This window comes from Streptomyces sp. NPDC058955 (assembly GCF_042741435.1).
Lineage (GTDB): Bacteria > Actinomycetota > Actinomycetes > Streptomycetales > Streptomycetaceae > Streptomyces.
In genome coordinates this window covers 1-26090 of sequence record NZ_JBHYKM010000040.1, presented here as the reverse complement: position 1 = coordinate 26090, position 26090 = coordinate 1, and the positions used below count along the sequence as shown (strand labels likewise).

General features: G+C 72.0%; 24 protein-coding genes. 13 read left to right on the top strand and 11 right to left on the bottom strand.

Translation table 11 applies throughout. The annotated features are described in order from the left end of the window. Positions 1-84: 84 nt before the first annotated feature. The gene (locus ACFW1I_RS17670) at positions 85-1227 is read right to left on the bottom strand and encodes a C40 family peptidase (protein ID WP_384670669.1); all 1143 of its coding nucleotides are present in this window, start codon (positions 1225-1227) and stop codon (positions 85-87) included. Positions 1228-1793: 566 nt separating this feature from the next. Between ACFW1I_RS17670 and ACFW1I_RS17665 the strand changes: the two genes are divergently transcribed. Then, a complete protein-coding gene (locus ACFW1I_RS17665) occupies positions 1794-2540 on the top strand; it encodes a DNA-methyltransferase (RefSeq protein WP_384670605.1) in 747 nt (248 codons plus the stop codon). A 96-nt stretch (positions 2541-2636) separates the two neighbouring features. Here the strand turns inward: ACFW1I_RS17665 and ACFW1I_RS17660 are convergent, their stop codons facing one another. From ACFW1I_RS17660 to ACFW1I_RS17645, 4 genes are all read right to left on the bottom strand, one after another. Next, entirely contained in the window at positions 2637-3569 is a 933-nt protein-coding gene (locus ACFW1I_RS17660) for a DUF5655 domain-containing protein (RefSeq protein WP_384670604.1), read from the bottom strand. Between the two features lie 129 nt (positions 3570-3698). Next, the gene (locus tag ACFW1I_RS17655) at positions 3699-3965 is read right to left on the bottom strand and encodes a hypothetical protein (RefSeq protein ID WP_384670670.1); all 267 of its coding nucleotides are present in this window, start codon (positions 3963-3965) and stop codon (positions 3699-3701) included. Beyond that, complete coding sequence (locus tag ACFW1I_RS17650; protein ID WP_384670667.1) at positions 3857-4477, bottom strand: endonuclease domain-containing protein; 621 nt, start codon at positions 4475-4477, stop codon at positions 3857-3859. The genes ACFW1I_RS17655 and ACFW1I_RS17650 overlap by 109 nt, the downstream gene beginning before the upstream one ends. 140 nt (positions 4478-4617) lie before the next feature. After that, positions 4618-4986 (bottom strand): hypothetical protein, encoded by a 369-nt coding sequence (locus tag ACFW1I_RS17645; protein ID WP_384670603.1) that lies wholly within the window; start codon positions 4984-4986, stop codon positions 4618-4620. Positions 4987-5449: 463 nt separating this feature from the next. Between ACFW1I_RS17645 and ACFW1I_RS17640 the strand changes: the two genes are divergently transcribed. Both ACFW1I_RS17640 and ACFW1I_RS17635 read left to right on the top strand, forming a co-directional pair. Then, positions 5450-7333 (top strand): ATP-dependent endonuclease, encoded by a 1884-nt coding sequence (locus ACFW1I_RS17640; RefSeq protein ID WP_384670602.1) that lies wholly within the window; start codon positions 5450-5452, stop codon positions 7331-7333. Beyond that, the gene (locus ACFW1I_RS17635) at positions 7330-9243 is read left to right on the top strand and encodes a UvrD-helicase domain-containing protein (protein WP_384670600.1); all 1914 of its coding nucleotides are present in this window, start codon (positions 7330-7332) and stop codon (positions 9241-9243) included. The genes ACFW1I_RS17640 and ACFW1I_RS17635 overlap by 4 nt, the downstream gene beginning before the upstream one ends. Here the strand turns inward: ACFW1I_RS17635 and ACFW1I_RS17630 are convergent. Next, complete coding sequence (locus ACFW1I_RS17630; RefSeq protein ID WP_384670665.1) at positions 9240-9410, bottom strand: helix-turn-helix domain-containing protein; 171 nt, start codon at positions 9408-9410, stop codon at positions 9240-9242. The genes ACFW1I_RS17635 and ACFW1I_RS17630 overlap by 4 nt on opposite strands. A gap of 270 nt (positions 9411-9680) precedes the next feature. Then, a protein-coding gene (locus tag ACFW1I_RS17625) for an IS5 family transposase (RefSeq protein WP_384670664.1) occupies positions 9681-10510 on the bottom strand; the annotation gives its coding sequence in 2 pieces (ribosomal slippage) (positions 9681-10171 and positions 10171-10510; 831 coding nt in all). 332 nt (positions 10511-10842) lie between these two features. Between ACFW1I_RS17625 and panD the strand changes: the two genes are divergently transcribed. The 3 genes from panD (at position 10843) to ACFW1I_RS17610 (ending at position 13561) form a co-directional block, all read left to right on the top strand. Next, on the top strand, positions 10843-11268 hold the full coding sequence (gene panD / locus ACFW1I_RS17620) for an aspartate 1-decarboxylase (protein ID WP_384670599.1): 426 nt from the start codon (positions 10843-10845) through the stop codon (positions 11266-11268). Positions 11269-11286: 18 nt separating this feature from the next. Further along, the gene (locus ACFW1I_RS17615; protein WP_384670598.1) at positions 11287-11646 is read left to right on the top strand and encodes a GNAT family N-acetyltransferase; all 360 of its coding nucleotides are present in this window, start codon (positions 11287-11289) and stop codon (positions 11644-11646) included. Positions 11647-12094: 448 nt separating this feature from the next. Further along, complete coding sequence (locus tag ACFW1I_RS17610) at positions 12095-13561, top strand: transglycosylase family protein (RefSeq protein ID WP_384670597.1); 1467 nt, start codon at positions 12095-12097, stop codon at positions 13559-13561. Here ACFW1I_RS17610 and ACFW1I_RS17605 read toward each other — a convergent pair. Then, positions 13442-14521 carry a DMT family transporter gene (locus ACFW1I_RS17605; protein ID WP_384670596.1) on the bottom strand — a complete coding sequence of 360 codons (1080 nt, stop codon included), beginning with the start codon at positions 14519-14521 and terminating at the stop codon, positions 13442-13444. The genes ACFW1I_RS17610 and ACFW1I_RS17605 overlap by 120 nt on opposite strands. Before the next feature lie 283 nt (positions 14522-14804). On the opposite strand from ACFW1I_RS17605, the gene ACFW1I_RS17600 reads away from it, so the two are divergent. The 3 genes from ACFW1I_RS17600 (at position 14805) to ACFW1I_RS17590 (ending at position 17701) form a co-directional block, all read left to right on the top strand. After that, positions 14805-15536 carry an IucA/IucC family C-terminal-domain containing protein gene (locus tag ACFW1I_RS17600; protein WP_384670594.1) on the top strand — a complete coding sequence of 244 codons (732 nt, stop codon included), beginning with the start codon at positions 14805-14807 and terminating at the stop codon, positions 15534-15536. A gap of 63 nt (positions 15537-15599) precedes the next feature. Further along, complete coding sequence (locus tag ACFW1I_RS17595) at positions 15600-17075, top strand: SDR family NAD(P)-dependent oxidoreductase (RefSeq protein ID WP_384670593.1); 1476 nt, start codon at positions 15600-15602, stop codon at positions 17073-17075. Between the two features lie 455 nt (positions 17076-17530). Further along, positions 17531-17701, top strand: coding sequence for a hypothetical protein (locus ACFW1I_RS17590; RefSeq protein WP_384670592.1), 171 nt, complete (start codon positions 17531-17533; stop codon positions 17699-17701). A 233-nt stretch (positions 17702-17934) separates the two neighbouring features. On the opposite strand, the gene ACFW1I_RS17585 is transcribed toward ACFW1I_RS17590, so the two are convergent. Genes ACFW1I_RS17585 through ACFW1I_RS17575 form a run of 3 tightly spaced genes read right to left on the bottom strand, consistent with a single transcriptional unit; the run spans position 17935 to position 20811 of the window. After that, the gene (locus ACFW1I_RS17585; RefSeq protein ID WP_384670590.1) at positions 17935-19344 is read right to left on the bottom strand and encodes a lipase maturation factor family protein; all 1410 of its coding nucleotides are present in this window, start codon (positions 19342-19344) and stop codon (positions 17935-17937) included. Between the two features lie 52 nt (positions 19345-19396). Beyond that, positions 19397-19936: a DUF1990 family protein gene (locus ACFW1I_RS17580; RefSeq protein ID WP_384670588.1), complete on the bottom strand. Its 540-nt coding sequence runs from the start codon at positions 19934-19936 to the stop codon at positions 19397-19399. Next, a complete protein-coding gene (locus ACFW1I_RS17575; protein ID WP_384670586.1) occupies positions 19933-20811 on the bottom strand; it encodes a YndJ family protein in 879 nt (292 codons plus the stop codon). The genes ACFW1I_RS17580 and ACFW1I_RS17575 overlap by 4 nt, the downstream gene beginning before the upstream one ends. A gap of 162 nt (positions 20812-20973) precedes the next feature. Between ACFW1I_RS17575 and ACFW1I_RS17570 the strand changes: the two genes are divergently transcribed. The 4 genes from ACFW1I_RS17570 to ACFW1I_RS17555 all read left to right on the top strand — a co-directional run. Then, positions 20974-22242 (top strand): DUF6777 domain-containing protein, encoded by a 1269-nt coding sequence (locus ACFW1I_RS17570; protein ID WP_384670584.1) that lies wholly within the window; start codon positions 20974-20976, stop codon positions 22240-22242. A 48-nt stretch (positions 22243-22290) separates the two neighbouring features. Then, positions 22291-24390, top strand: a complete 2100-nt coding sequence (locus ACFW1I_RS17565) for a SpoIIE family protein phosphatase (RefSeq protein ID WP_384670583.1) — start codon at positions 22291-22293, stop codon at positions 24388-24390. Positions 24391-24430: 40 nt separating this feature from the next. Then, complete coding sequence (locus tag ACFW1I_RS17560) at positions 24431-25303, top strand: Fpg/Nei family DNA glycosylase (protein WP_384670582.1); 873 nt, start codon at positions 24431-24433, stop codon at positions 25301-25303. A 49-nt stretch (positions 25304-25352) separates the two neighbouring features. After that, positions 25353-26090 (top strand): LytR/AlgR family response regulator transcription factor (locus ACFW1I_RS17555; RefSeq protein ID WP_384670581.1); only part of this gene is annotated, 738 nt, incomplete at its 3' end.

Genomic DNA, 26090 nt, shown 5'->3' with positions numbered 1-26090 from the left:
GGAACTCCAGTTCGGTAAAGGCGCGCCAAAGCCCGTGAAGGTGGAGCGGCGGTGCGAGAAAGGGGAGAGGGGGAGAGATGCCGGTCAGACGACTCGGCGGACCGCGAGAATCCCGGACTTCCAGGCGGCGACGGTCGTGATGCGGACGACGTCGCCGGTGCGCGGGGCGTGCACGACCAGGCCCTGACCGATGGCCATGCCGACGTGCTCGGGTACGGCGGCCGTTCCCTCGGTGAAGATCAGGTCACCCGGCCGAAGGGCGTCGGCCGAGACCGGCTTGCCCTCCTTGACCTGCGTGTACGTCGTCCGCGTCAGGGTGACCCCGGCGGCCTTGTACGCCTGCTGCATCAGGGAGGAGCAGTCACACCAGCGCATCGCCTTGTCGCCGTGGGAGTCGGTGCAGGTCCCGCCCCACTGGTACGGCGTGCCGAGCTGGCCGAGCGCCCACCGGATCGCCGTCTGGACCTCCTGCGGAGCGGTCGCGGGGATGCTGTACTCCTTGGGGAGCGCGCCGGCCGGGATGGTGCCGAAGTCGGTCCCGTCCCCCTCAGCGGTACAGCCGCCCACCGCACCGAGCGGAGGACCGATGGCACCGTCCTCCGCCGGGGCCGGCGACTCGCCACCACCACCGGCCTTCGGCAGCAGGGGCGCGATGGCCTTCTGCAGAGCGGTGGCCAGCGGTTCCCACTTGGCGTACGCCTCCGGGAAGCCCGAGCGCTGCACGGCCTGGGCGGCCTGCGTGATCGACAGGGACTCCCAGCCCGAGACCTTCTTGAGCCCCTCGTAGAACTTCGTCGAGGCGTGTACGGGGTCGAGGATCTCGTTCGCCGTGCCCCAGCCCATCGACGGACGCTGCTGGAACAGGCCCAGCGAGTCGCGGTCGCCCCAGGTCAGGTTGCGTAGGCCGCTCTCCTGCAGGGCGGTCGCCAGGGCCACGACCTGCCCCCGGGCCGAGACGTTCATCGCGACGCCGGTGGCCTGGATCGTCTTGGCGAAGGGGATCTGCTCGGCCGGATTGTCCAGCCCCGGCACGGAGACCGCCGCCTTGCCGCCGCCTGCCAGGATGGCCTTCACCTGGTCGGCGACCGCCGCGGTGTCCACGGACTGCGCGCCGCCGGTCGGGCAGGAGGCCGAAGCGGTTCCGGCGCCGAAGGCGAGGACCGGCACGACCAACAGCATCGAGCTGGCCGTGAACAGGCCGACGGCACCCTTGGTGGTCCTCTTCATCATCGCCGCCGTTCACCAGGGCGGCGGGGACGACCGGGCGACGGCGACGGGGCGGGGCGTGGAGGTATCAGGGCATGCTGCATCGCAGCGGCTCCTCGGTGCTCGTAGGAGGCGCGGCGCCGGCTTCTCGTGCAAAGCCGCCGGCACCGCGCCGATGTGCATCCGCCTCTTGGGCGGGCCCGGTCAGAGGAGTTGGTAGCTCCTGGACGCCGGTCTCAGGTCATGCGCGGCAGCCGGCCGCGCTCGTAATCTCAGGCGGCGGAACACGAGGGCCTCCGGACGGCATCGGAAAACGCGTGGGCAACGTGCTTTCCGTCTGGCTCGATTGGACGAGACAGCACGGATAAGCGCAGGTCAGCGGGGTGAAGCGAGGCTCGGTTCCGGTGACACGGCGAGACAGTAGACCGGGATTCCGGCCGCACCAAACGAGTCCCGGCGCCCATGTCGGCCCGTTGGGCCCGGCCGGAGAACGCCACTAACCTTCGGCACAACCCCACCCCGGAAGACCGCCGTTGAGTGCTGCCCGGAGCGGGGAGAGACCCGCTACGCTCTGAAAGAGGCCCTCCATGAGCTACACGCTGCACCGAGGCGACGCCCTGACCGTCCTGAAGTCCCTCCCGGACGAGAGCGTCAACGCCGTCATCACCGACCCGCCGTACAACTCCGGCGGCCGTACGAGCTCGGAACGCACCGGACGCACCGCGCGCGCGAAGTACGTCACGAGCAACAGCGCCCACGACCTCGCCAACTTCCCGGGCGAGAACCGCGACCAGCGCTCCTACCGCTCCTGGCTGACTGAACTGCTCACCGAGGCATACCGGGCCTCGACCGAGCACGCGGTGGCCATGGTCTTCACCGACTGGCGTCAGGAACCGACCACGACGGATGCCCTGCAGATGGCCGGGTGGACCTGGAGCGGCACCATCCCGTGGATCAAGCCCGCCAGTCGGCCCCGCAAGGGCGGGCCGAAGCAGGACTCCGAGTTCATCGTCTGGGGCGTCAAGGGATCCCTCGACCACACCCGCGACCTCTACCTGCCCGGCCACTACATCGCCTCCCAGCCCCGCAAGGGCCGGGTCCACATCACCCAGAAGCCCGTCGAGATCATGCAGCAGCTCGTCCAGGTCTGCCCCGAAGGCGGCACAGTCCTCGACCCCTTCACCGGCAGCGGCTCCACCGGCGTCGCCGCCCTCCGAGAAGGCCGGAACTTTGTCGGCGTCGAGCTCTCCCCGCACTACGCCGACGTCGCCGAACAGCGGCTTCGCGACGAACTCGTCCAGGACGACTTCGACCTCGCCGGACCGGAGAGCTGATCATGAGAACGAAGACCCCGGGGCCGGCGGGCAGCAGACGCCGAAGGGCGGCGGGAACATCGAGAAACCGATGCTCCAGCCGCCCTTCTGCCTGTCTCAGGCAGCCTCGAACGCCCGCCGGATCAACGCCGCCGCCTTCTCCAGGTCCGCAGCCGAAGCGATCCGCACCTCCAGATCCCCCGTCCCCAGGTGCCCGACCTCGCGCATGTCCCGGGTGAACCCCTCCTCCAGCACGACCGTGTCCGGGTCGAGTCTGAGATAGACCAGGATCACCTGGTGCTTCGAACGGAAGATCACCGTCGCGATGTTCACCAGCCGCCGGTAGGCGATGTAGTGCTTGAGGGGCACCACCTCGACCTCGCCCCACGCCGTCAGCGCCTCGTCCACCTCCGCGAGCAGATCGCGCAGGCACTTCGGGACGAGGCCGGCACCCGCCGGCGAAGGAACCGCCGGGGCCGCTGGCGAGTCCTCGGCCACCGCGTCCCGCTCACGCCGCCGCCGGGGCGCCGCGCCGGGTACCCCCGGCGAGGAGTCCACCAGCAGCAGGCTCAGCAGCCCGCCCTCGAAGATCCGGTAGCGCACCAGGTCGATCCGCTCGGGCAGTCGTTGCACGGCCACCCGGTCGTGGTGCGAGAAGCCGGCCGCGATACAGACCATCCGCGGACGCCGCCAGTCGATCGACTCGGCGGCCTCCGCCCCAAGCACCTTCCGGACGAGCGCCTCGAACTCGTGCTGCGCCGAACGCAGCCAGGACAGATACGAGACGGCCTGCGACAGTACCCCGCTGTCGGAGCCCCTCTTGAACTCGATCACCACCGGGCTGCCGTTCTCGTCCAGCCCCAACGTGTCGATCCGCCCCCGATGCCACGGCCCGGTCGCATACTCCGACGCCACGAACCGGATCCCGAGCATCTGCTCCAGACCGGCCTCTACCCGCCGCTGCAGCTCGACCTCCAGCGCCACCGTCGAACCGGACAGCTCGACATCCCGCCCGTCCGCGTCTCGCTGGAACAACATCAGCTCGGCCACCAGCGCCCCCTCCCGAGCTCTCGTCAGGAAGGCCAATCACATGGAAGCTCTAGGTATTCCGCATCCGCACACAGACGTGCTCAGTCCCAGCCGGGACCAATGGTCCGGGCTCGCTCCCGTTTCGCGGGGTCATGCAAGGTGCGGTGTGTCCGCTGGCACGCGCGGTGCCAGCACCACGGCGCCTGGCTGTCCGGCCGCAAGCGTCTGGTCGGCAAACTCCCGCACCCGCGCCGCGGCCTCCACCGCCGTGACGGCCTTCGACCACTGTGAGTCGTGCCACCAGCAGGTCAGTTCGAAGTGGTACACGCCTTGGTCAAGTTCGGCGTCCTCGACGTACGGCTCACGCCGACAGCGGCGGGAACGGATGACGTGGCGCTCGGTCGCCTCCAGATGCATCCTCCGGGCGAGGGCGGCGTGGTATCGGGTGGGCAGGGTCCGCCGTTCCAAGCAGCCGCGGCACTCCAACAGGTGCAGCGCGGAGCCCTCCGGGACCCGCAGGAAGGAGTGTGCGGTGCGGTGCTCTTCCCCTCATACGTGTTGCAGCTGGCGCACAGCGGGCCGCGTACGTAGCCGTGGTCGTGGCAGTGGTCCCAGACCGACGCCCGCGTCTCCGCGCACATGCGGCACAGGTATTCGTCGGCGCGGGTGCGGCGCCTGCGAGGCGACTCGTAGAGAACCCCGCGCAGGTGGCCGGTGTACCGCTGGAAGGTGGCTCCCGAGCATGGCGGGCACAGGGTGATGTAGCCGAGCGGGCTCGGCGTGCGCCAAGCGCCCCACCTTGGGCCCTGGGCACGCGAGCGGCTGCAGATCCGGGCCCGGCCGACGAGCCCCTCTGCCGCCTGTTCCCATCGGTTGAGAAGTTCGGCGTAGGCTTTTGGCAGGAAGAGGCCGCTGTCCGAGCGGGGCATCAGCTCCAGCGGCCTGGTGTTGCCGATGGTCCGCCGGCTCTTGCTCGACGCTGAGATGAACTCCTCCCACGTCAGTTCCCCTGGCATCCCGCCGACGCCGATCCGCTGCCAGCTGTCGTCGCGCACTTCGTACGGCCGCTTCAGCTCGTGGGTGTGCCGGGCGTCCCAGTACATCCAGGAGGCGATCCGCTCCCGCCAGTTGGCCCGGCCCGCTCCTCCGGGTCTTGGCCGCTGTGCTCGCGGTAGGGCGGCAGCTGGACCTCTACGACGTCGTCGGTGTCCAGGAGGAAGTCGGCGAACACCTGGGCGGCGCGGCGGATGTCGCGTTCGTCGTACGTCCACTTCGACTTGTACTTGTAGCAGCGGACCGCGATGTCGCCGAGGACGACGTGGCCGTGCTGGCGCAGCCGCGCCATACTCACGAGGTCGTCCAGGGCGAGCGGGATGGCGGAACCGGCGGAGATCTCCGCGAAGTACGTGCGGGCGAGCCTGGGGCTGATCTGGACCATGCTCGGATGGTGACAGCGGGCTCTGACAACGCCAGCTCAGCATTCGCGCACATGTACTGGTCGTCGTGCGACTGTCCGATGCGGGACGGTCGGTGCTTCACGCGTGACGCGGGGGTGCAGCAAAGGTAGACCGACCCTCGTGAAAGACGATCGGCGTCATTGACCAGGCAACGCATCGAAGTCCTGCCGTAATACTAGGCCGACCTCAGAGCTGGCCCAGCAGGATGCGGCGCGCTATGCAGTGGCCTCTTGCAGCGTAGTCACAGCGCTACGGAGACCACGTCGCCAACCCTGGTGAGAACCAGGTAGTGATCCTTGGTTGGCTACGAAGCACGGTGATCCGCCTCATAGGCAACCAGTGCGGGCATATGATCCGTGGGTAATCCGCTTACGGGTGGGGCACTTGAGGCGGTTGTCTGCGCCTGCGCCTGCTCGGGCGCAGGTCCCTGTGACATGGGGGGCCATGTACCTAGCGCGACTGCGCGCCGAGAACTTCAGGATCTTTGGCGCTGCGGCACAAGAGGACGACGGTTCGGGCGAGTCGCTGGATGTGTCGTTCAGTCCGGGGACGAATGTTCTGGTGGGAGAGAACGACAGCGGGAAGACTGCGATCGTCGACGGGATTCGCCTGTGCTTGCAGACCGCGGCGGCGGACTACTACCGGGTATCGAGGGACGACTTCCACGTCGGTGACCGTGGCAGGGCGGAGAGCTTCTCGATCTCCTGTCGGTTCGAGGACCTGTCTACGCAGGAGCAGGGGACCTTCCTGGAGTTGCTGTCGAATAATGGTCGTGGCAACGCTGTCCTGGACGTCACCTTCAAGGCGCAGCTCATGGACCCGCTCCGGAATCGTGTGTCCTGGAGCACGCGCACCGGCGAGGGCGGGAATGGGCCGGCTCTCGATGGGGCGGCGCGTGAGTTCCTGAAAGCCACCTACCTTCGTCCGCTCCGAGACGCCGAAGCAGAGCTCCGCTCGGGGCGAGGGTCCCGGCTGTCGCAGATCCTTGCCAGCTATCCAGCGATGACGGACCAGGACAAGGATGACTTCGACGCGGAGGACGACTCGGCTTCCACGCTCGTAGGCATCCTCAGCCGCGCAGAGCATCACATCGGCCGGAACGCAGCCGTTACCGCGGCCCGGGACGACATCAACACGGCGTACCTGCAGAAGTTCGCGATCGGCGGGGACGTGCTCCGAGGGAAGATCGGGGTCGCGGGTGACGCGTCGCTGGCCCGGGCCCTGGAGAGGCTGGAGCTAACTCTCTTCTCGGCGTCCGACGAATGGACCCGTCGTGGGCTGGGCTACAACAACGCGCTGTTCATGGCCGCAGAGCTCTTGCTTCTCGGGAAGGGCGACATCGCGCCGCTGCTGCTCATCGAGGAGCCGGAGGCTCACCTTCATCCGCAACTTCAGACCCGGATCATGGATCTGCTGCGTGAACGGTCGGAAGAAGCCGAGGAAGCCGCAGCGGCGCCCGTCCAGGTCATCCTGACCACACACAGCCCCAATCTGGCGTCAGCCATGCCGGTCGGGTCCCTCACGATGGTGGCCCGGGGACGTACGTTCAGCCTGGCGCCTGGGCACACCAAGCTCGACGACGGCGACTACGCCTTTCTCTCCCGCTTCCTGGACGTGACCAAGGCCAACCTGTTCTTCGCCCGCGGCGTCGCGGTCGTTGAGGGCGATGCCGAGGCGATCTTCCTTCCCGCTCTCGCCAAGGCCATGGGCCGATCCTTCAGCGAACGCGGCATCAGCGTGGTGAACGTCGGGCACGTCGGGCTGTTCCGTTACAGCAGGATCTTCCAGCGCGACGGCGAGCAGGTCCCCATCCCTGTGGCCTGCATCAGGGACCGAGACCTCGTACCGAAAGACACCTCGGCCAAGATGAGGGGCGAACTGCGCTGCTCGGCGGAGATGACTCCGGCTGAGATCGCCGAACACGTCGCCGGCCTCAAGAAGGAGGACAACGGGCCGGTCAAGACCTTCGTCTCGGATTCCTGGACCCTCGAGTACGACCTCGCGGCGGCTTCCTGGCCCATGGCTACCCTGATGCACCAGGCGGTCCGCGCGGCCCGTTCGTCCGAGAGCTCGTGGCCGGGCGCGGAGAGGCTCAAGAAACTGACTGACGCTGCGCAGGAGGAGGTGGAGACGTGGAAGGCAGACGACGTCCCACTGGAGATTGTCGCTCTCCGTATTTACGAGCCCTTGAAGTTGGGTAACGCCAGCAAGACGATTGCAGCCCAGCACGCGGCTGACCTCCTCGAGGCCACGGAACTTACGGAAGGCGATCTTCCTCCCTATCTGGTTGCTGCGTTCAACCACATCTGCGGCGAGGTGGAGCGGTGAAGCCTCCGTATCTGCCCGATGCCCTGGTGAAGGACAAGGTCGAGGCGCTCGCCCGGATCCTTGGCCTCGACCTGCCCCATGCCGAGCAGTGGGACTTCGTACAAAGCGAGCTCTCCCAGGACCTCCAAGCGGCACCCGGTTCCGGCAAGACCACGCTGATCGGACTCAAGCTGGCCCTGCTCGCCGCCGCATGGACCTCACGGACCCAGGGCATCTGCGTCCTCTCGCACACGAACACCGCGAAGGACGAGATCATCAACCGCCTCACAGCGGTTCCCGACGGACGACGGTTTCTCCAGTACCCGCACTTCATCGGGACGATCCAGTCCTTCACCAACACCTTCCTCGCCCTGCCGGCCATCCGCGCCCTGGGCTACGAAGTGCAGGCTGTGGACGACGACGTCTACGAAGCCGCAGCCCTGCGACTGCTGGAACGCCCCGACTTCGCCACTCTCCGGAGCTTCCTGAGGCGTCGCCGCGACGGGTTCGACACCGTGGCCCAGGCTGTCTTCGTCTGCGAGGCCGGAAAGCTGAAGGTGACCGGCCCCCGCGGCAGCACGCCGGCCGATCCTGATACGACAGTCAGCGGCGGGCAGTTCGTTCGTCTGAAGCGGCAGCTGGCCAAGCAAGGAGTGTTCCGCTATGACGACATGTACGCGATCGCGGAGTGGTACCTCACTCGGAACCCTGAAATTTCCATGGCGGTATCACGGCGCTTCCCGTTCGTGTTGCTCGATGAGATGCAGGACACCAGCGATGTGCAGCAGCACCTGCTGGACCTCGTCTTCTCCTCCGGTGTAGTCGTTCAGCGTGTGGGGGACGTGAACCAGGGGATCTACACGGATGGAATGCCGGCTTCGGCGAGGGCATCAGCGTTTCCAGCCCCGTTGGCCGCCGAGCTGCCCGTCAGCCAGAGATTCGGACCCAAGATCGCGGACATGGCGAGCGCTCTCACCATCCGCCGACAGCAACGGATCAGCGGTGCCGGCCCGGACACCCAGATCGGCCTCCTCCTCTTCGACGATCATTCCGTCCTTGAGGTTGTGCCGGCATTCGAACGCATGGCACATGCGCTCGTCCCGCGTGAAGTGCTGGACCGAAACCCGCCTCGCATACTCGGAGCACGGCTGGCCAAGGGAACATCGCCCAAGTATCCGCAGGCGCTCACCTGCTACCTCCCCGACCACGCTCCAGCAGGACGTGTTGCGGCGCAGGGGATCCTGATCAGCACTGTTCGCGCTGCCGGAGCGCGATGGGCAGCCACCGGCAGTGACCACGAAGCAGTAGCCGAGCTGTGGGAAGGTGTGCGCACGACCATGAGGCCGGCCCTCACCGTGCCCCTCCCGCCTCTGAGCCGCCTGGAACGATCCATGACCACGGCGGGCGGCCGACTGCGGATGGTCCTGCGCGATCTACTCATGGGCCTCGGTGACGCCGATGAAACGGCCTGGAAGTCTACGACCGCACGACTCCTCGAACTCGTTCCCGACCTTGCGCAGGCGCCGCTGCGAGGCAGTGCCGCGCTGGCGGAGAGCCTTAGGTTTGTCCCACGGCCGGAGGGCACTGCCAGCGACGTCACAGCCCACAACGATCAGGACCCGCCGCTGCGTGTGCCTTCCGTCGCAGGGTCCATACAGGGCGCCAAGGGGGAGACCCACGCAGCAACACTTCTCCTTGAATGCCTGGACAGGAGAGGCAGTAAGCACGACATCCAGGAGACGCTCAAGCTCCTGGTCGGAGGCAACGTCCAGCGTGCACAAGTGACCGTGCAGCGCGCTGCACAGCTCATCTTCGTCGGGGCCACCCGCCCCACGCACTTGCTGGTGCTGGCCGCCCATCGGCGGCACGCTGCGCCCTACACGGAGGAACTTGTCGGCCGCGGCTGGAGCATCCACGAGACCAGTGATTAGTGGATCTTCTGGTTCTCCAGCCATTTGAAGACCTCGGTCCTCTTGTACAGGACCTTGGCGTTCTTGCCCCGGCCGAGCTTGTATCCCTTCAAGCCCAGTTTCGACGCTTCCCTGTAGACCCAGCTCGTGGACATGCTGAGCATTGCGGCGACCTCGGAAGTGTCCATAAGGACGGGTTCGACGGGCTGTCGCGTGCGGGGTTGGCTGTTTCCGGAAGGGTGCGGCTGCGGTTCCATGGGAGGTGACGGCTCCTTCAGGCTGGCCTGAGGCTAGGCGCGGCTACGGGCTGGGCTGCGTTTTTGTTCTGGCCGGATTTCGAACTTTTCGGACACTCGTCGTGGCTGCTCCAGATGGACGCCAGGCGAGCCGTGCTCATGGTTGCGAGAGTCGTCGGCTTTGCTGAACCGGGATTCGCTGCTAGGTTCTGTCGTCAAATGTCACGCCCACATCAGCAGTGATGCGAGGGTGACGGCGGCTTCGTAGGACTCGGCGGTCTTGTCGTACCGGGTCGCGATGCCACGCCACTGTTTCAAGCGGTTGAAGCACCGCTCCACCACGTTGCGGTGCTTGTACGCCTCGCGGTCGAAGGCCGGCGGGCGGCCTCCGCGGCTGCCCCGCCGGGCCCGGTTGCGGACCTGGTCGGCCCGCTCGGGGATCGTGTGCGGGATGCCGCGGCGGCGGAGCCAGGCGCGGATCGCCTTCGAGCTGTAGCCCTTGTCACCCAGGACGTGATCGGGCCGGACCCGCGGCCGTCCCGGTCCGAGGCGGGGCACCCGGATCGCCTCCATCACGGCGGTGAACCGGGTGCAGTCGTTGGTGTTGCCGCCCGTGACGACGAACGCGAGCGGTCGGCCCCGCCCGTCACAAGCGAGGTGAATCTTGCTGGTCAGACCGCCTCTGGACCGGCCGAGGGCCGGTTCGCGGAGCCCCCTTTTCGGGCCCCGGCCGCATGCTGGTGAGCGCGGACGACGGTCGAGTCGACCGACACCAGCCACTCGACGTCGCCCGCCGCATCCGCCCTCGCCTGAGCAGCGCGGAGCATCCGGTCGAACGTCCCGTCCGCCGCCCACCTGCGGAAGCGCGTGTGCAGCGTGGCCCACGGGCCGTAGCGCTCGGGCACATCCCGCCAGGCGGTCCCTGTCCGGAACTTCCACACGATCCCGTTCAGCACCCGGCGGTCGTCCAGCCGCTTCCGCCCCCGCAACGACTCGGGCAGCAGGGGCCGGACAAACTCCCACTCTGCATCCGACAGTTCATGGCGACGTATCACGACACCATGATCCACCAGTCAAGATCATTTGAAGACACCGCCTAGGTAGCCGTGCAGCTTCGGTCGTCGCACTATCGGGGTGACGACGATCACGAGGGTTCTTGGAGGGGTGCTGCGTAGGCTTGTGGGGTCGTCGCGGTGGGGCCAGGGAGAGCGGGTGAAGCCTCCCAGCGTTGCCTGACGATGTGTCAGGAAAGTCAGCAAGTGGTCAGCATCAGTCCTGAAAAACCTGGGGACAGCTGCCCGAACCTGCGACTCGTTGTAGGGTGTGGAAACAGCCCTTGACCTGCAAAAATGCAGGCAGGGAGCCTATGTCCAGGAGTACCTCAATGCTTCGAACGATATTCAAGTCCAAGATCCACCGGGCCACCGTCACCCAGGCGGACCTCCACTACGTCGGTTCCGTGACCGTCGACGCCGATCTGCTCGACGCCGCCGATCTGCTGCCCGGTGAGCTCGTGCACATCGTCGACATCACCAACGGTGCCCGGTTGGAGACGTACGTCATCGAGGGGGAGCGGGGGTCCGGGGTCGTCGGGATCAACGGGGCCGCGGCGCACCTGGTGCACCCCGGGGACCTGGTGATCCTCATCAGCTACGCGCAGATGGAGGACGCCGAGGCCCGGGCGTACGTGCCCCGTGTCGTGCACGTCGACGCCGGGAACCGCATCGTGGAGCTGGGCGCCGACGCCTCGGCGCCCGTGCCCGGCAGCGACACCGTGCGTCCGCCGCACGCGGTGCCGGCACAGGTCTGAGCCCAGGGAGCGCTCCACATGGCAGAGCCGCAGGCGGTCGAGCCGGTCATCCGTGACGTGCGGGAGAAGGGGCGGCTGGAGGCGTACGTCGACGACGTCTTCGCCGGCGTGATCGTCTACTTCGCCCTCGACGCGGAGCCGCACGCCCTCGTCGCCGTCCACACGGTCGTCGACGCCGACCACGAGGGCCGGGGGATCGCGGGCGCGCTCGTGCGCGAGTTCTACGCGATCGCCGCCCGCGAGGGCGTGCCCGTGGTGCCGCTCTGCCCCTACGCCGCCAAATGGGCCGCTCGGCACCCCGAAGAGGCCCCGCCGGCCTCCGCCGAGGTGGTGCGCGCGGCCAAACGGCAGCTGGGCGCCACTCCCGGCCTGTGGTGAGCGCGCGCCCGCGCGCGTGACCCGTTCGGAGGCGCGCGCGGGCCGGGGCGGCGGCGCCGGTGCCACCCTGGAGGGGAGGGGGAGCCGCCCAGGGGGACCGTCGACCGGGAGATCCGTCATGACCCATCCGTATCCCGACCCGCTGCCGCCCTCGCCGATCCCGCCGCCGGAGCCGTCGCCCCCGCCGGTGCCGCCGCCCAACCCGGTGCCCGTCCCGCCCGACCCGGCACCGCCCGCGCCGCCGCAGCCCGGCGGGCCCGTACCGCCCCCGGAGCCCCAGCCGCAACCCGGCCCCGCCGGGCTCGGCCGGCCCGCGGGGCCGCCCGGGGCGTCAACAACCCGGTGACGTACGGGACTCCAGCGTCCCGGCGGACTTCCGCGACCGGCTTGTCACACAGCGTGCGACCCCCGTAACTTGGACCGCTGTCGCTGTGTTCTAGGGGGGCCCATGGCCGTACGCGGACGTCACCGCCGCCACCAGCCGAGCCGGATCAACCGCGCCTCGCTCACCGCCACCGTCGGAGGGGCCGGCATCGCGCTGCCGCTCATCGGCGCCGGCGCCGCCGAGGCGGCCTCGCTGGACGTCTGGGAGAAGGTCGCCTCCTGCGAGTCCTCCTCCAACTGGCGCATCAACACCGGCAACGGCTACTTCGGCGGACTCCAGTTCAGCCAGTCCACCTGGGAGGCGTACGGCGGCCGCGAGTTCGCGCCCCGGGCCGACCTGGCCTCCAAGGACCAGCAGATCGCCGTCGCCGAGCGGGTCCTCAAGGGCCAGGGGCCCGGCGCCTGGCCCGCCTGCGGCAGCCGCGCCGGACTCGCCCGCGGCGGGCCCGCGCCGGACACCGGCGGTGCCGGGGGCGGCGGGAACGACGTACGGACGACCTCGCTCCCCGCGCAGCGCGCCTTACCGCAGGCCGCGCCCGAGAAGCCCGGTCCGACGACCGTCCCCACCGTCCGCGAGATGTACACCGTCACCCCCGGCGACTCGCTCTCCGAGATCGCCCGCGACGAACGGGTCCGCGGCGGCTGGCAGCGCCTGTACGAGATCAACCGCAAGGTCGTCGGGGACGACCCCGACCTCATCCACCCCGGCCAGCGCCTCACCCTGAGGATCGCCGCCCCGCCCCGCCCGCCGGCCGGGCCGAGCGCCCGCCCGACGGCCCCGCGGCCCCCCGCCGCCAAGCCCGTCACGCCCCCGAAGCCCCCGGTCGGCGCCACGCCCGCGCCGAGGCCCCCGGCCGCGTCCGCGCCCGCCGCGAAGCCCCCGGCCGTCAAGCCGGCCGCCGACCGGCACACCGCGAAGCCGCAGCCGAAGCCCCCGGTGAAGACGGCCCAGGCCCCGCCGGCCAAGCCGGTCGAGAAGCTCCGGACCACGCCGCGGCCCAAGCCCGAGAACAAGCCGCGGCCGAAGCCGGAGACCAAGCCGAAGCCGGAGAACAAGCCGCAGACCCAGGCCAAGCCGAAGCCCCAGAGCAAGCCGAAGCCGAAGCCGCAGAGCGAGCCCCGCGAGGACCGCTACTCCGCCCCGGTCTCCGCCGACATCGGCACCCGCTACGGCAAGCCCGGCTCGTCCTGGTCCAGCGGCTACCACACCGGCGTCGACTTCCCCGTGCCCACCGGCACCACCGTCAAGGCCGTCTCCGACGGTCGGATCGTCTCCGCCGGCTGGGGCGGTGCGTACGGCTACCAGATCGTCGTCCGCCACGACGACGGCCGCTACAGCCAGTACGCCCACCTCTCCGCCGTCTCCGTCCGCGAGGGACAGCGGGTCACCGGCGGTCAGCGCATCGGGCGCTCAGGATCGACCGGCAACAGCTCGGGACCGCATCTCCACTTCGAGGTGCGGACGGGTCCCGGGTACGGCTCCGACATCGACCCCCTCGCCTACCTCAGGGCCCGCGGGGTCTCCATCTGACGCGGAGGGCCCGTCCCCGCCGGGGCGGGCCAGCCGGTCGAGGGTCAGCTCGACGAGACCGCCCGCCGCGACCGCGCCGCAGACCAGCGCCGCCACGGTGCCCGCCGCCCCGTACCGGAAGCCCTCGCCGAAGAGGGTGAGGCCGACGGTGGCCGCCACCACCGGGTTCACCACGGTCACCGTGGCGAGCGGGGCGGCGAGCCCGGCGCCCCGGTAGGACGCCTGGGACAGCAGCAGTCCGGTGACGGCGAGCGCCGACAGGACCAGCGCGGAGCCCCACTCGGCGAGCGGGGTGTCCGCCGTCCACTCCTCGGCGACCGCCTTGGTGAAGACCGACGCCACCCCGAAGGCCACGCCCGCGGCCGCCGCCAGCGCGACCCCGCGCAGCGCGAAGCGGCCGGCCAGTCGCGCGAGCACGAACAGCGCCGCCACCACGGCGAACGTGGCCCCGGCCAGCAGCCAGCGCTCCCCGCCGTCGGGCGTCCGGCCCTCGCCGCCGTCGGTCACGCTCAGCAGACCGGCCAGCCCGGCCGTCGCCATCAGCGCCCCGTGCCAGGCCCGCCGCCCCGCCCGCCGCCGGACGAACAGGGCGGCCATCGGCAGCGCGAACACGATGGTGAGGGCGCCCAGCGGCTGCACCACGCTGAGCGGCCCGTAGGCGAGGGCCACCACGTGCAGGGCCGCGCCGAGCCCGTTCAGCAGCACGGCGCCCCACCAGACCGGATTGCGCAGCGGCGCGTACGTCAGCCCGGGGGCGTCCGCCGCGACCCGTTCCTGCACGATCGCCGCCCCCGCGTACGCGACCGCGGAGACCAGCGACAGGACGACGGACAGCAGCAGGGGACTCATACCCTCCACCATCGCCCCGCGGACCGTTCCCGTCGTCAGACCAGGGAACCCCTTCACCGGTACCGCCGACGCAGTACGCGGCGGGTCCGTACACCCGCAGGCGTATGTCATCGCAGGTCACATGGTGCGAAACCGGGTCAATCAGGGCTCGGGAAGCGGTACCGGCCGCACCCCGCCGAGCGGGCGGGATCCACATCCCGAGCCAGTCGCCGAGCCGACCGGTCCACTTTGGCCCGCAAGATCCGGAAAGCGATGAAAGCCGCAAAGCAATGAAGGCCGGGAAGCCATGAAAGATCCGGAAGGTCGCAAGGCCCGGCGGGGCGGACCGGCGGCTCCGGGATACGGTGGCGCCGCGCCGCCGGAGCCGTACCGGCGGAACCACCCTGGGGGAGCGATGGCACCGGACGACAGCACGCCCGACCTCGGCGGCTTCTTCGCGCTCCGGACCACCCCGCCGCCCGCCGGCGGCGACCACCGCCCGCTCGCCCGGCTCTACGCGGGCGACGAGGACCCCGCGGGCGACGCACCCCTCCACGCGCGCGTGGACCGGGTCGCCGCCGCGCTCGGCGCGTCCGAGCGGCGCGTCGGCGCCTCCGTCGCCCACCTCGGACTCGCCGCCCGCCTCTGGTCCACGGCGCTCGGGCCGGCCGCCCTGCACGGCCGCTTCCCCGCCCTCGACCCGGCGCGGCTGCACTGGGACCCGGCCCTCGGCGCCCCGGACGACCTGTGGTGGTCCGGCACCGACACCCGCCCCGGCACCGTCGCCGCGCTCCGCGAGGCCGTCCAGGAGGCCCATCTCGTCCCGCTGCACGCCGCCTTCGCCCGCGACGGGCGGATCTCGCCCCGGCTGCTCTGGGGCAACGCCGGATCGGCGCTCGCCGGCGCCCTGCGCGAACTCGTCCGCTGGTCCCGCGCCCACGGCAGGCCTGGGACCGCCGACCGGGCCGCCGTCCTCGTCCAGGGCCTCCTCGACCACCCGGACCTCGCCCGGACCGTCCGCGGCCCGGCACTGCGCCGCACCACCTGCTGCCTCTACTACCGCTCCGCCTCCGGCGGCCTGTGCGGCGACTGTGCGCTGGACCACGCCCCGGGAACGGGTTTGGAGCGGCGGCCCCCCGCTCCGTAAAGTTGACACTTCACACCCCCCGGCGGCATCCCGCCCGCGAGCGATCGAGGAACGACCACGGCCATGACGGTGACTGAAGAAACCCAGGAGTACGGGCCGGGCATCGACCCCGAGCGCCTGGCCGTCTGTCTGAGCGTCCTCGACGAGCTGGAGAAGATCGAGGTCGACCACCCCGACGCGATCGCCGTCCGCCGCGCCACCGCCGGCATCTACCGCATGGTCAAGCAGCGCCGCCGCCAGGAGCGCCGCGCCGCCAAGACCGCGCACGACCGCGCGGTCACCGAGGCCACCGCGACCGGCTCCGCCCAGCGCATCGACGACGAGACCGAGGGCATCCTGCCCTCCTCCGTCACCGAGGAGGGCAAGATCGCGGGCATACTCCAGCGCCCCCGGTCCTGCTACACCTGCAAGACCCGGTACGTCGAGGTCGACTACTTCTACCACCAGCTCTGCCAGGACTGCGCGGCCCTGAACCGGTCCAAGCGGGACATCCGCGCCGACCTCACCGGCAAGCGCGCCCTGCTCACCGGCGGCCGGGCCAAGATCGGCATGTACATCGCGCTGCGGCTGCTCCGCGACGGCGCGCACACCACGATCACCACCCGCTTCCCCAAGGACGCCATCCGCCGCTTCAAGGCGATGGAGGACTCGGCGGAGTGGATCCACCGCCTGGAGGTCGTCGGCATCGACCTGCGCGACCCGGCCCAGGCCGTGGCCCTCGCCGAGCAGGTCTCCGCCGCCGGTCCGCTGGACATCCTGATCAACAACGCCACGCAGACCGTGCGCCGACTGCCCTCCGCCTACGCGGCCCTGGTCGACGGCGAGACCGCGCCGCTGCCCGCCGGCGAGCTGCCCGCCCACCACGTCATCGGTGCCTTCAACTCCGGCGCGGTCGACGGCCTCGCCGCGCTCCCGGTCGGCACCAGCGGCCTCGACGCCCAGAAGGTCGCCGACCTCGCGCTGGTCGCGGGCAACGCCGGCCTGGAGCAGTACCGGGCGGGCACCGCGATCGACGCGGGCGGCCTGCTGCCGGACGTGGTGGAGTCCAACACCTGGGTGCAGACCATCGACCAGATCTCCCCGGTGGAGCTCCTGGAGACCCAGCTCTGCAACTACACCTCGCCGTTCATCCTGATCAGCGCCCTGCGTCCGTCGATGGCCGAGGCCGCCGCCAAGGCCGCGAGCGGTCGCGCGTACGTCGTCAACGTCTCCGCCATGGAGGGCGTCTTCTCCCGCGGCTACAAGGGCGCCGGGCACCCGAACACCAACGCCGCCAAGGCGGCCATGAACATGGTGACCCGGACCAGCGCCCAGGAGATGTTCGAGACCGACAAGATCCTGATGACCTCGGTCGACACCGGCTGGATCACCGACGAGCGCCCGCACTTCGAGAAGCTGCGGCTTGCCGAGGCGGGCTTCCACGCCCCGCTGGACCTGGTCGACGGCGCCGCGCGCGTCTACGACCCGGTGGTGCGCGGCGAGGCCGGCGAGGACCTGTACGGCGTCTTCATGAAGGACTACTTCCCCGGCAAGTGGTAGCCCTGCCCGTCCGTCCCGAAGAGGGGCCCTGCCCGCCGGCGGGGGGGGGGGGGGGGGGGCGGGCGCCCGGGGGGGGGGGGGGGGGGGGGCCGGGGGGGGGCCCCCCCCCCCGCGGGGGGAGCGGGGGGGGAGGATTGTGTGGCTGTTTCATATTGAGTTACGCGCGGGGGGTGGGTCGAGGCCGCGCCGCGGGCCCCGCCGGCGCGCCGGCGCCCCGGGGGCGCCCGCACTTCCGGTCTCCGTCACCCGATCGCGTCACACTTTTGAGCCCGGTAGAGCGCAACCGCGCTCATTTGGTTACTCTGATGCCCACGGTCGGCCACCGGAGCGACACCCGCTCCACGGTCGGCCAGGGGACTGGCCACCCACCTCGGCCGCGGTCCCGCCCGAAGACCGGCGCCACCGCGACCGAACGGCTCTACGTTCCCCTCTGACGCGACACAAAGGAGTGCGCGGTGACACCCGAACTGACGAAGCAGGAATCCCGACCGTCGGAACCCTCCGAACGGCAGCGGCGCAACGGCGAGCTGGGCAGCCTCGAAGTGTGGGCCCGCTCGGCCCCGATCCGCCTGGCGGGCTACGAGGACGACCTCGCCGAGCCCCACATCCTGCCGGGCATCGACTGATCGCTGCCCCGACGCACGGCGTCCCGGCCGGCCCGTACGGCCCCGGTGCCCCCGGCCCCACCCCCACCGGGGGCCACCCCGGGGGGCGCGGAGGCCCCCCCCCCGGGCGCGGGGCGCGGCGCAGGCGCCCCGCGCCCCCCCCGCCCCCCCCCCCCCCCCCCGCCCCCCGCGCGGCCCCCCGCGCCCGGGGCCCCCCGCCCCCCCGGCCCCGGGGCCCCACCGCCGTGTCCGGCTCAGCCCCGCAGCCGGACCGGCGGCAGGTACTCGCGCAGCAGCCGCCGCTGCCACCACGCCCCGGTCGTGCGCAGTTCGCGCCAGGTGGAGAAGCGGTACCGGTAGAGCCGGGCGCGCACGTGGACCGGCGGGGCGTCCGGGAACGGATTGCGCGCGAGCAGCCGCAGGGTGTCCCGGTCCCCCGCGAGCAGCCGCTCGACGAAGGGCCCGAACCACTCGCGCGCGTAGCCCGGGGAGAGCGCCGCGAACCACATCAGCCAGTCGAGCCGCAGGTGGTACGGGGCGAACTGGCGGGGGAGCCGGCGGGGGTCGCCGGGCTTGCCCTTGAAGGCGTACTCACGCCACTCCGTGTCCGGGCCCGGCTCCGGATCGCTCGTCCCCTCGACGACGATCTCGTCGCGGACGCGGCCGACCGTGCCGAAGGCCCCGTAGGTGTTGACCAGGTGGAACGGGTCGTAGGAGCGGTTCATCGCCTGGTGGCGGGAGAGCAGGTTGCGCACCGGGCGGTAGCTGCGGAAGAGGACCAGGGCGGTGAGGGCGAGGACCAGGGCCGCGTACCAGAGCGGCGGGTCCGGGCGGGGGTGGTCGCCGGTGAGGGAGGAGAGGTCGAGGGCGGCGGCCGCGAGGACGATCGTGAGCCAGTTGAGCCAGGCGAAGTTGCCGGAGAGCACCAGCCACAGCTGGGTGACGATCATCAGGCCGGCCGCGACCGTGGCCACCGGCTGCGGGGCGAAGAGCAGGAACGGCACACCGAGCTGGACGACGTGGTTGGCGGCCGCCTCGACGCGGTGCAGCGGGCGGGGGAGCCGGTGGAAGAACCAGCTCAGCGGGCCCGGCATCGGCTGGGTCTCGTGGTGGTGGCAGAGGCACGTCAGATTCCGCCAGCACGCGTCGCCGCGGATCTTGATGAGCCCGGCGCCGAACTCGACGCGGAAGAGCAGCCAGCGGAGCAGCAGCAGGACGAGGAGCGGCGGGGCGATGTCGTCGTTGCCGAGGAAGACCGCGAGGAAGCCGGTCTCCAGGAGCAGCGACTCCCAGCCGAAGGCGTACCAGGTCTGGCCCACGTTCACGATCGACAGGTAGAGGCCCCACAGCAGCAGCCACAGCAGCATGGAGACGGCGAGCGGCACCGCGTCGCCGGCCCCGGCCGCCAGCGCCGCGGCCCCCGCGAAGCCGGTCCAGGCGACCGCCGCGAAGAGCCGGTCCGAGTAGTGCCAGTGGAAGAGCGAGGGCGTGCGGAGAGGGGTGGTCCGGCGCAGGTACTCCGGTACGGGGAGCATGCCGCGCTCGCCGATGAGCGCCCGGAACTGGAGGGCGGCCGACAGGAAGGCCACGCAGTACAGCACGGCCAGGCCGCGCTGGAAGACGGTCCGGCCCAGCCACAGCTCGGGCGCGGTGAACCACTCCATCGTCTCCAGTATCGGCCCGGCGGGGCCGGTGCGGCCCCCTATCCGGCGCCCCCTATCCGGCGGCGATCCGGGCGAGGACGCGGCCGAGCCGCCGGGCGTAGGCGAGCTGGAGGCGGGGGACCACGGGGCCGGCGAGCCGGGTGTACCAGGCGGCGGGGCGGCTGAAGGCGGTGACGGTGAAGCGGACCGTGCCGTCGGGCTCCAGCTCCACCAGGAACGATTCCTCGCCGCACTCGGGGTGGCCGGTGAGCGTGCCGTACGCGAAGCCGGCCCGGTGCTCCTCCTCGGGGACCCAGACCACCCGGCAGGGGGCGCCGAAGGCGAGCGGGCCGATGCCGAGCGCGACCTCCAGGGTGACGCCCGGGGCCGCCCGGCCCGCCGAGGAGCGGACCCGGGCGCCGGTGGCCCGGTGCATCCGCCAGGTGGTGACGGCCTCGGCGGCGGCCCGGAAGGCGTCGGGGCCGTGGCCGACGGGCGCGCTGTGGCGCAGGTGGTGGTAGCCGGCGGGGAGCGCGCCGGGGGTGCGGGTGGCGCCGACCTCGCGGTAGGTGAGGGTGCGGCGCGGGGTCACGTCGCCGAGGATGCGGGTCATGCCGGGAGCTCCGTTCGCGGGAGGGGGGCGGGGCGGTGGTGGCCGGCGGCGCGGAGCCGGCGGTGGGCGAGCAGGGCGCAGACGGCGAAGCCGAGCGCGTTGCCGAGTCCGTGGGTGGCGGCCATCCAGGTCAGGGTGGGATGGGGGAGTCCGGTCGCCTCGCCCAGCGCCCACCAGAGCGCCAGCGCCATGGTGGCGACCAGGACCAGGGCGGAGACCGCGAGCAGGGTCCGGGTGGCGGGGCCGGAGGCGAGTCCGCGCCGCTCGCGCAGGGTGAGGACCGCGACGGCGGCCATGCCCGCGGTGAGGACGACCGCGCCGGCCAGTTCCGCCCAGTCGTCGACGAAGTAGCCGATCAGGACGAGCAGGGTGCCGGCGGGCACGCTGAGCGCGGCGGTCCCGGCCAGGGCGCCCTCGCCGGACGTCCGGCAGAGCAGCCCGGCGACCAGCGCGGCGGCGAAGCCCGCGAAGTGGAAGTGCGGCACGGTCAGCGCCAGGATGTCGAGCTCGAAGCCGAAGAGGGGGTACGCGGCCCGCTCGGCGACGAGCGCCAGTCCGGCCACGGACGGGCAGACCAGGGCCGTGAGGACGGCGATCTCGCCGGGGCGCAGCGAGGTGGTCAGGGCGAGCCGGGCCGGGGCCTGGAGCGCGAGGGCCAGGGTGGCGAGCGCGTAGCAGGCCGCGAGCGCCGTGGCGGTGTCCGAGCGGGGCAGCCAGAGGGAGACGGCTCCCGGCAGGGCGAGCAGGGGCCAGGCCCGCCGCAGCAGGTCCCAGCCGGGCGGCCGGGGCCCCTCGACGAGGCCGAGCCCGGTCGGTACCACCCAGAGCATCCCGAGCGTCACGACCGGGATGACGAAGGCCGACAGTGCGGTCATGGCGGAGCCCCCCTACTTGAACGCGTTCAACGGCCGCGGGGCCGAGCCTAGGGCCTCTCTTGAACGCGTTCAAGTCCGGGGTGGCGCTCCCCTCGCCGCCCGGTCGGCCGCTCTCCGCTTGCACCCCGTCACCGGCTGCGACAGAACAGGAGGAACCCACCCGTGCCGACCGGGAGAAGCAACGTGCGCCCCACGCAGCGCCGGACGCGGAGCAACCCCGCCGCCGTCCGCCCCGCCCCCGGAGCCGCCCGCCACCAGGGCCGCACCGCCGTCGCCGCGACGCTCGGCGCCGCCGCCCTCCTCCTCTCCGGCTGCTCCTCCGCCGACCCCGGCGGCGCCGCCGGACGGGCCGCCCTCGGCGCCGCCCACGAGGTGCACCTCCAGCCGGTCGCCGCCCAGGGACCCGACCCCTTCACCGCCTCCACCGCCCGCGGCGCCGGCCTGCGCGCCCTCCAGGAACCGGACCCCGCGGCCCAGCCCGTCAGCGCCCCCGGCATCCGCGAGGTCACCGGCTCCACCCCCGGCCTCTACGGCGGCACCCGCGCCGAGGCCAGCTGCGACATCGAGCAGCAGGTCTCCTACCTCGCCGCCGAACCCGCCAAGCTCACCGCCTTCGCCGAGGCCGCCGGCATCCCCGAGGGCGGCGTCGCCGACTGGCTGCGCGAGCTCACCCCCGTCCTGCTGCGCGCCGACACCCGCGTCACCAACCACGGCTTCCGGGACGGCCGGGCCTCCGCCTTCCAGTCCGTCCTCCAGGCCGGCACCGCCGTCCTCGTCGACCCCTACGGCGCCCCCCGCGTCCGCTGCGCCTGCGGCAACCCGCTCCGCACGCCCGTCAGCGTCTCCGGGGCCGTCCACCACGGCGACCCCTGGACCGGCTTCGACCCCGACCGCGTGATCATCGTCAAGCCCACCACCACCGTCGTCACCAGCCTGGTCATCGTGAACGTCGCCGACGACAGCTGGATCGAGCGGAAGGCCGGCAGCGACGGCGACGAGGACCGCAAGCCCGACACCGTCCCCGACTGCGACCCCGACACCTGCGCCCTCAGCGACCCCGTCACCCCCGACACGCCCGAGAGCGTCACCCCCGAGCCCCCGACGGAGCGCCCGGCCGAACCCGCCGCCCCCACGACCCCCGACACCCCCGACGTACCGTCCACACCGACGACGCCGGACGTCCCGAGCACCCCCGACACCCCGACCGCCCCCGACGAGCCGGTGGTCCCGGACCCGCCCTCGGAGCCGTACCCCGAGCCGGACGCGCCCGCCGACCCCTCCACGGACCCGTACACCGACCCGTACACCGACCCGTACACGGACCCGTACACCGACCCCTACGCCGACCCGTACCCGGAGCCCGAGGGCGACGATCCGCTCCTGCCGCCCGTCGAGCCCGAGTCCCCCGAGCCCGACACCTTCGCCGGCTGAAAGATCTTTGTGGTGCGCGAGGAACGCGCTGGCCCTAGCGTGGCCCCCATGAGCGTGGGCAGCGGGGGAGCGGACACGGCGGGCCGGCCGGACACGGCACCGGCGGCGGACGGCGCGGCGGCGCCGATCCTCAGCGCGTTCGGAGCCGCCTTCCGCATGGGCGGCTTCGACTGGGACCTGCTCACCGGCACCATGGAGATGGACGAGGCCGCCCTCGACGTCTTCGACTTCGACCCCGAGGAGTACGACGGGCGCCCCGAGACCCTGGGCAGCCGCGTCCTGCCCGACGAGGGCCGCCGGCTCGACACCCTCGTCGCCCAGGCCCTCAAGGACGGCAGCGACCAGTACGGGGCCTACTTCCGCATCCGCCGCCGCGACGGCGCCCACCAGTGGACCCACACCCAGGGCCGCGTCTACCGGGACCCGGACGGCCGCCCCGTACGGATCGTCGGCGTGCTCCGCGACGCCACCCACGAACTCACCGAGTCCGCCGCCCGCCTCGGCCTCGACGAGGGCCGCCGGCAGCGCGCCGGGGTCGTCGAGGGCACCACCGCCGCCCTCGCCTACGCCCGCACCGTCCAGGACGTCATCGACCTCCTCAACGACTCCCACGCCCTGGAGCACTTCGGCGCCGCCAGCCTCGTCATGGGCCTCCTGGAGGCAGGCCGCATCCACCTCGTCGCCGAGGGGCCCGACGGCGCCTTCGTCCCCGGCACCCGGTTCACCCGGGTGGACGAGCCGTACCCGATGAGCGAGGTCATCCGCACCCTGCAACCCCGCTTCATCGACACCGCCGAGGACTTCGCCGCCTCCTTCCCCGTCCTCTGGCCGCACATCAGCGGCCTCGGCATCACCTCCGCCGCCTACCTCCCGCTCATCGCCCAGGCCCGCCCCATCGGCGCCCTCGGCCTGCTCTACAGCGACAAGCGGGGCTTCAGCGAGGACGAGCGGACCCTGCTCGTCGCCCTCGGCAGCAGCATCGCCCAGAGCCTCCAGCGCGCCATGCTCTACGAGCAGGAGCACGACCTCGCCGAAGGGCTCCAGCAGGCGATGCTGCCCCGTCGGATCACCGAGGTGCCGGGCGCCCAGATAGCCGTCCGCTACCGCTCCGCCCGCCTCGGCCGGGACATCGGCGGCGACTGGTACGACGTCATCCCGCTCCCCGGCGGCCGGGTCGGCGCCGTCATCGGCGACGTCCAGGGCCACGACACCCACGCCGCCGCCGTCATGGGCCAGCTGCGGATCGTGCTGCGCGCCTACGCCGCCGAGGGCCACACCCCGGCCACGGTCATGGCCCGCGCTTCCGTCTTCCTCCACGAACTCGACACCGAACGCTTCGCCACCTGCACCTACGCCGAGGCCGACCCCGGCACCGGCGTCGTCCAGGTGGTCCGCGCCGGACACGTCGACCCGCTGGTCCGCGAGGCCGACGGCACCTGCCGCCGGGTCCCCGTCGAAGGCGGGCTGCCGCTCGGCCTCTCCGCCGAGTTCGGCCGGCTCGACTACCCCGTCACCACCCTCGAACTCGACCCCGGCCAGACCCTCATGCTCTACACCGACGGCCTCGTCGAGAAGCCCGGCGCCGACCTCGACGAGGGCCTCGAATGGCTCTCCTCCCTCGTCCGGCACGGCCCCTCCGACCTGCAGGAACTCGCCGACCACCTCTGCGACGTCGTCGCCGACCGCGGCGGCGAGGACGACGTCGCCATCCTGCTGCTGCGCCGCCTCGGCGCGTACACCCCGGCCGGCGGGCGCTTCCGCCAGCACGTCGCCCAGAGCGACCCCGAGGCGCTCAGCGCCGCCCGCCACATGATCCGGGCCGCCGTCCGAGCCTGGGGCGCCGGCTCCCGCGCCGACGAGATCGAGCTCGTCGCCGACGAACTCATGACCAACGCGCTCATGCACACCGACGGCGGCGCCATCATCACCCTGCGGATGCTGCCCGGCGTCGAACGGCGGCTCCGCGTCGAGGTCGAGGACCGCTCCAGCGCCCTGCCCCGCCGTCGCGAGGCCGGCGAGGCCGGCGTCTCCGGCCGCGGCCTCCTCCTCGTCGACCAGCTCTCCGACAACTGGGGCGTCGAGTCCCGGGGCGGCGGCAAATGCGTCTGGTGCGAGTTCGCCGTCCCGGCCCCGCACCCCGGGGACTGACCGGCGCGCGCCCGGCGGTGCCGTACGGCAGGGTGGTGCCATGCCCGAACTGCCCGAGGTCGAAGCCCTCCGCGCGTTCCTCGGCGAGCACCTCGTCGGCAAGGAGTTCGCCCGCGTGCTGCCCGTCGCGATCAGCGTCCTCAAGACGTACGATCCGCCGCTCGCCGCCCTCGACGGCGCCGAGGTCACCGGCGTCGCCCGGCACGGCAAATGGCTCGACATCACCGCCGCCACCCCCGCCGGACCGCTGCACCTCGTCGTCCACCTCGCCCGGGCCGGCTGGCTCCGCTGGCAGGACCCGCTGCCCTCCGGACCGCCCAAGCCCGGCAAGGGACCGCTCGCCCTGCGCGCCGCCCTCACCGGCGGCGACGGCTTCGACCTCACCGAGGCCGGCACCACCAAACGCCTCGCCGTCCACCTCGTCCACGACCCCCAGGAGGTCCCGGGCATCGTCCGCCTCGGCCCCGACCCGCTCGCCGAGGACTTCGGCCCCGGCGACTTCGCCGCCCTCCTCGCCGGCGAACGCCGCCGGATCAAGGGCGCCCTCCGCGACCAGAGCCTCATCGCCGGCATCGGCAACGCCTACAGCGACGAGATCCTGCACGCCGCCAGGATGTCCCCCTTCAAACCCACCGCCACCCTCACCCCCGACGAGACCGCCGCACTCTACGAGGCCCTGCGCACCACCCTCCGGGACGCCGTCGACCGCTCCCACGGCCTCGCCGCCGGCAAGCTCAAGGCCGAGAAGAAGACCGGCCTGCGCGTCCACGGCCGCACCGGCGAACCCTGCCCCGTCTGCGGCGACACCATCCGCGAGGTCAGCTTCGCCGACTCCTCCCTCCAGTACTGCCCCACCTGCCAGACCGGCGGGAGGATCCTCGCCGACCGCCGCATGTCCCGGCTGCTCAAATAGGCACGCCGGGACCGGACCGGCCACCGCCCCCTGAAGTAGGCTCCCGCGCATGCTGCGCGTACTGGCCGTCGACGACGAGGAACCCGCCCTCGGGGAGCTGCTCTACCTGCTGCGCGCCGACCCCCGGGTCCGCACCGCCGAGGGCGCCGGGGACGCGACCGCCGCGCTGCGCCGGATCGGGCGCGCCCTGGACTCCGGGCCGGACGGCGAGGAGACCATCGACGTCGTCTTCCTCGACATCCACATGCCCGGACTCACCGGCCTCGACGTCGCCCGCCTCCTCGCCGGCTTCGCCCGCCCGCCGCTCGTCGTCTTCGTCACCGCCCACGAGGGCTTCGCGCTCACCGCCTTCGACCTCAAGGCCGTCGACTACGTCCTCAAGCCGGTCCGCCGCGAACGGCTCGCCGAGGCCGTCCGCCGCGTCCACGAACTCGTCCACGCCACCGCCGCGCCCCCGGCCGCCGCCGCCCCCGAGCAGATCCCCGTCGAACTCGGCGGCGTCACCCGCTTCGTCGCCGTCGACGACATCGCCTACGTCGAGGCCCACGGCGACTACGCCCGCCTCCACACCGACCACGGCAGCCACCTCGTCCGCATCCCGCTCTCCACCCTGGAGGAGCGCTGGGCCGACCGTGGCTTCGTCCGCATCCACCGCAGCCACCTCGTCGCCCTCGACCGCGTCGAGGAGCTCCGCCTCGACGGCGGCGCCACCTCCGTCCGGGTCGGCGCCACCGACCTCGCCGTCAGCCGCCGGCACGCCCGCCACCTCCGTGACCTGCTGATGCGC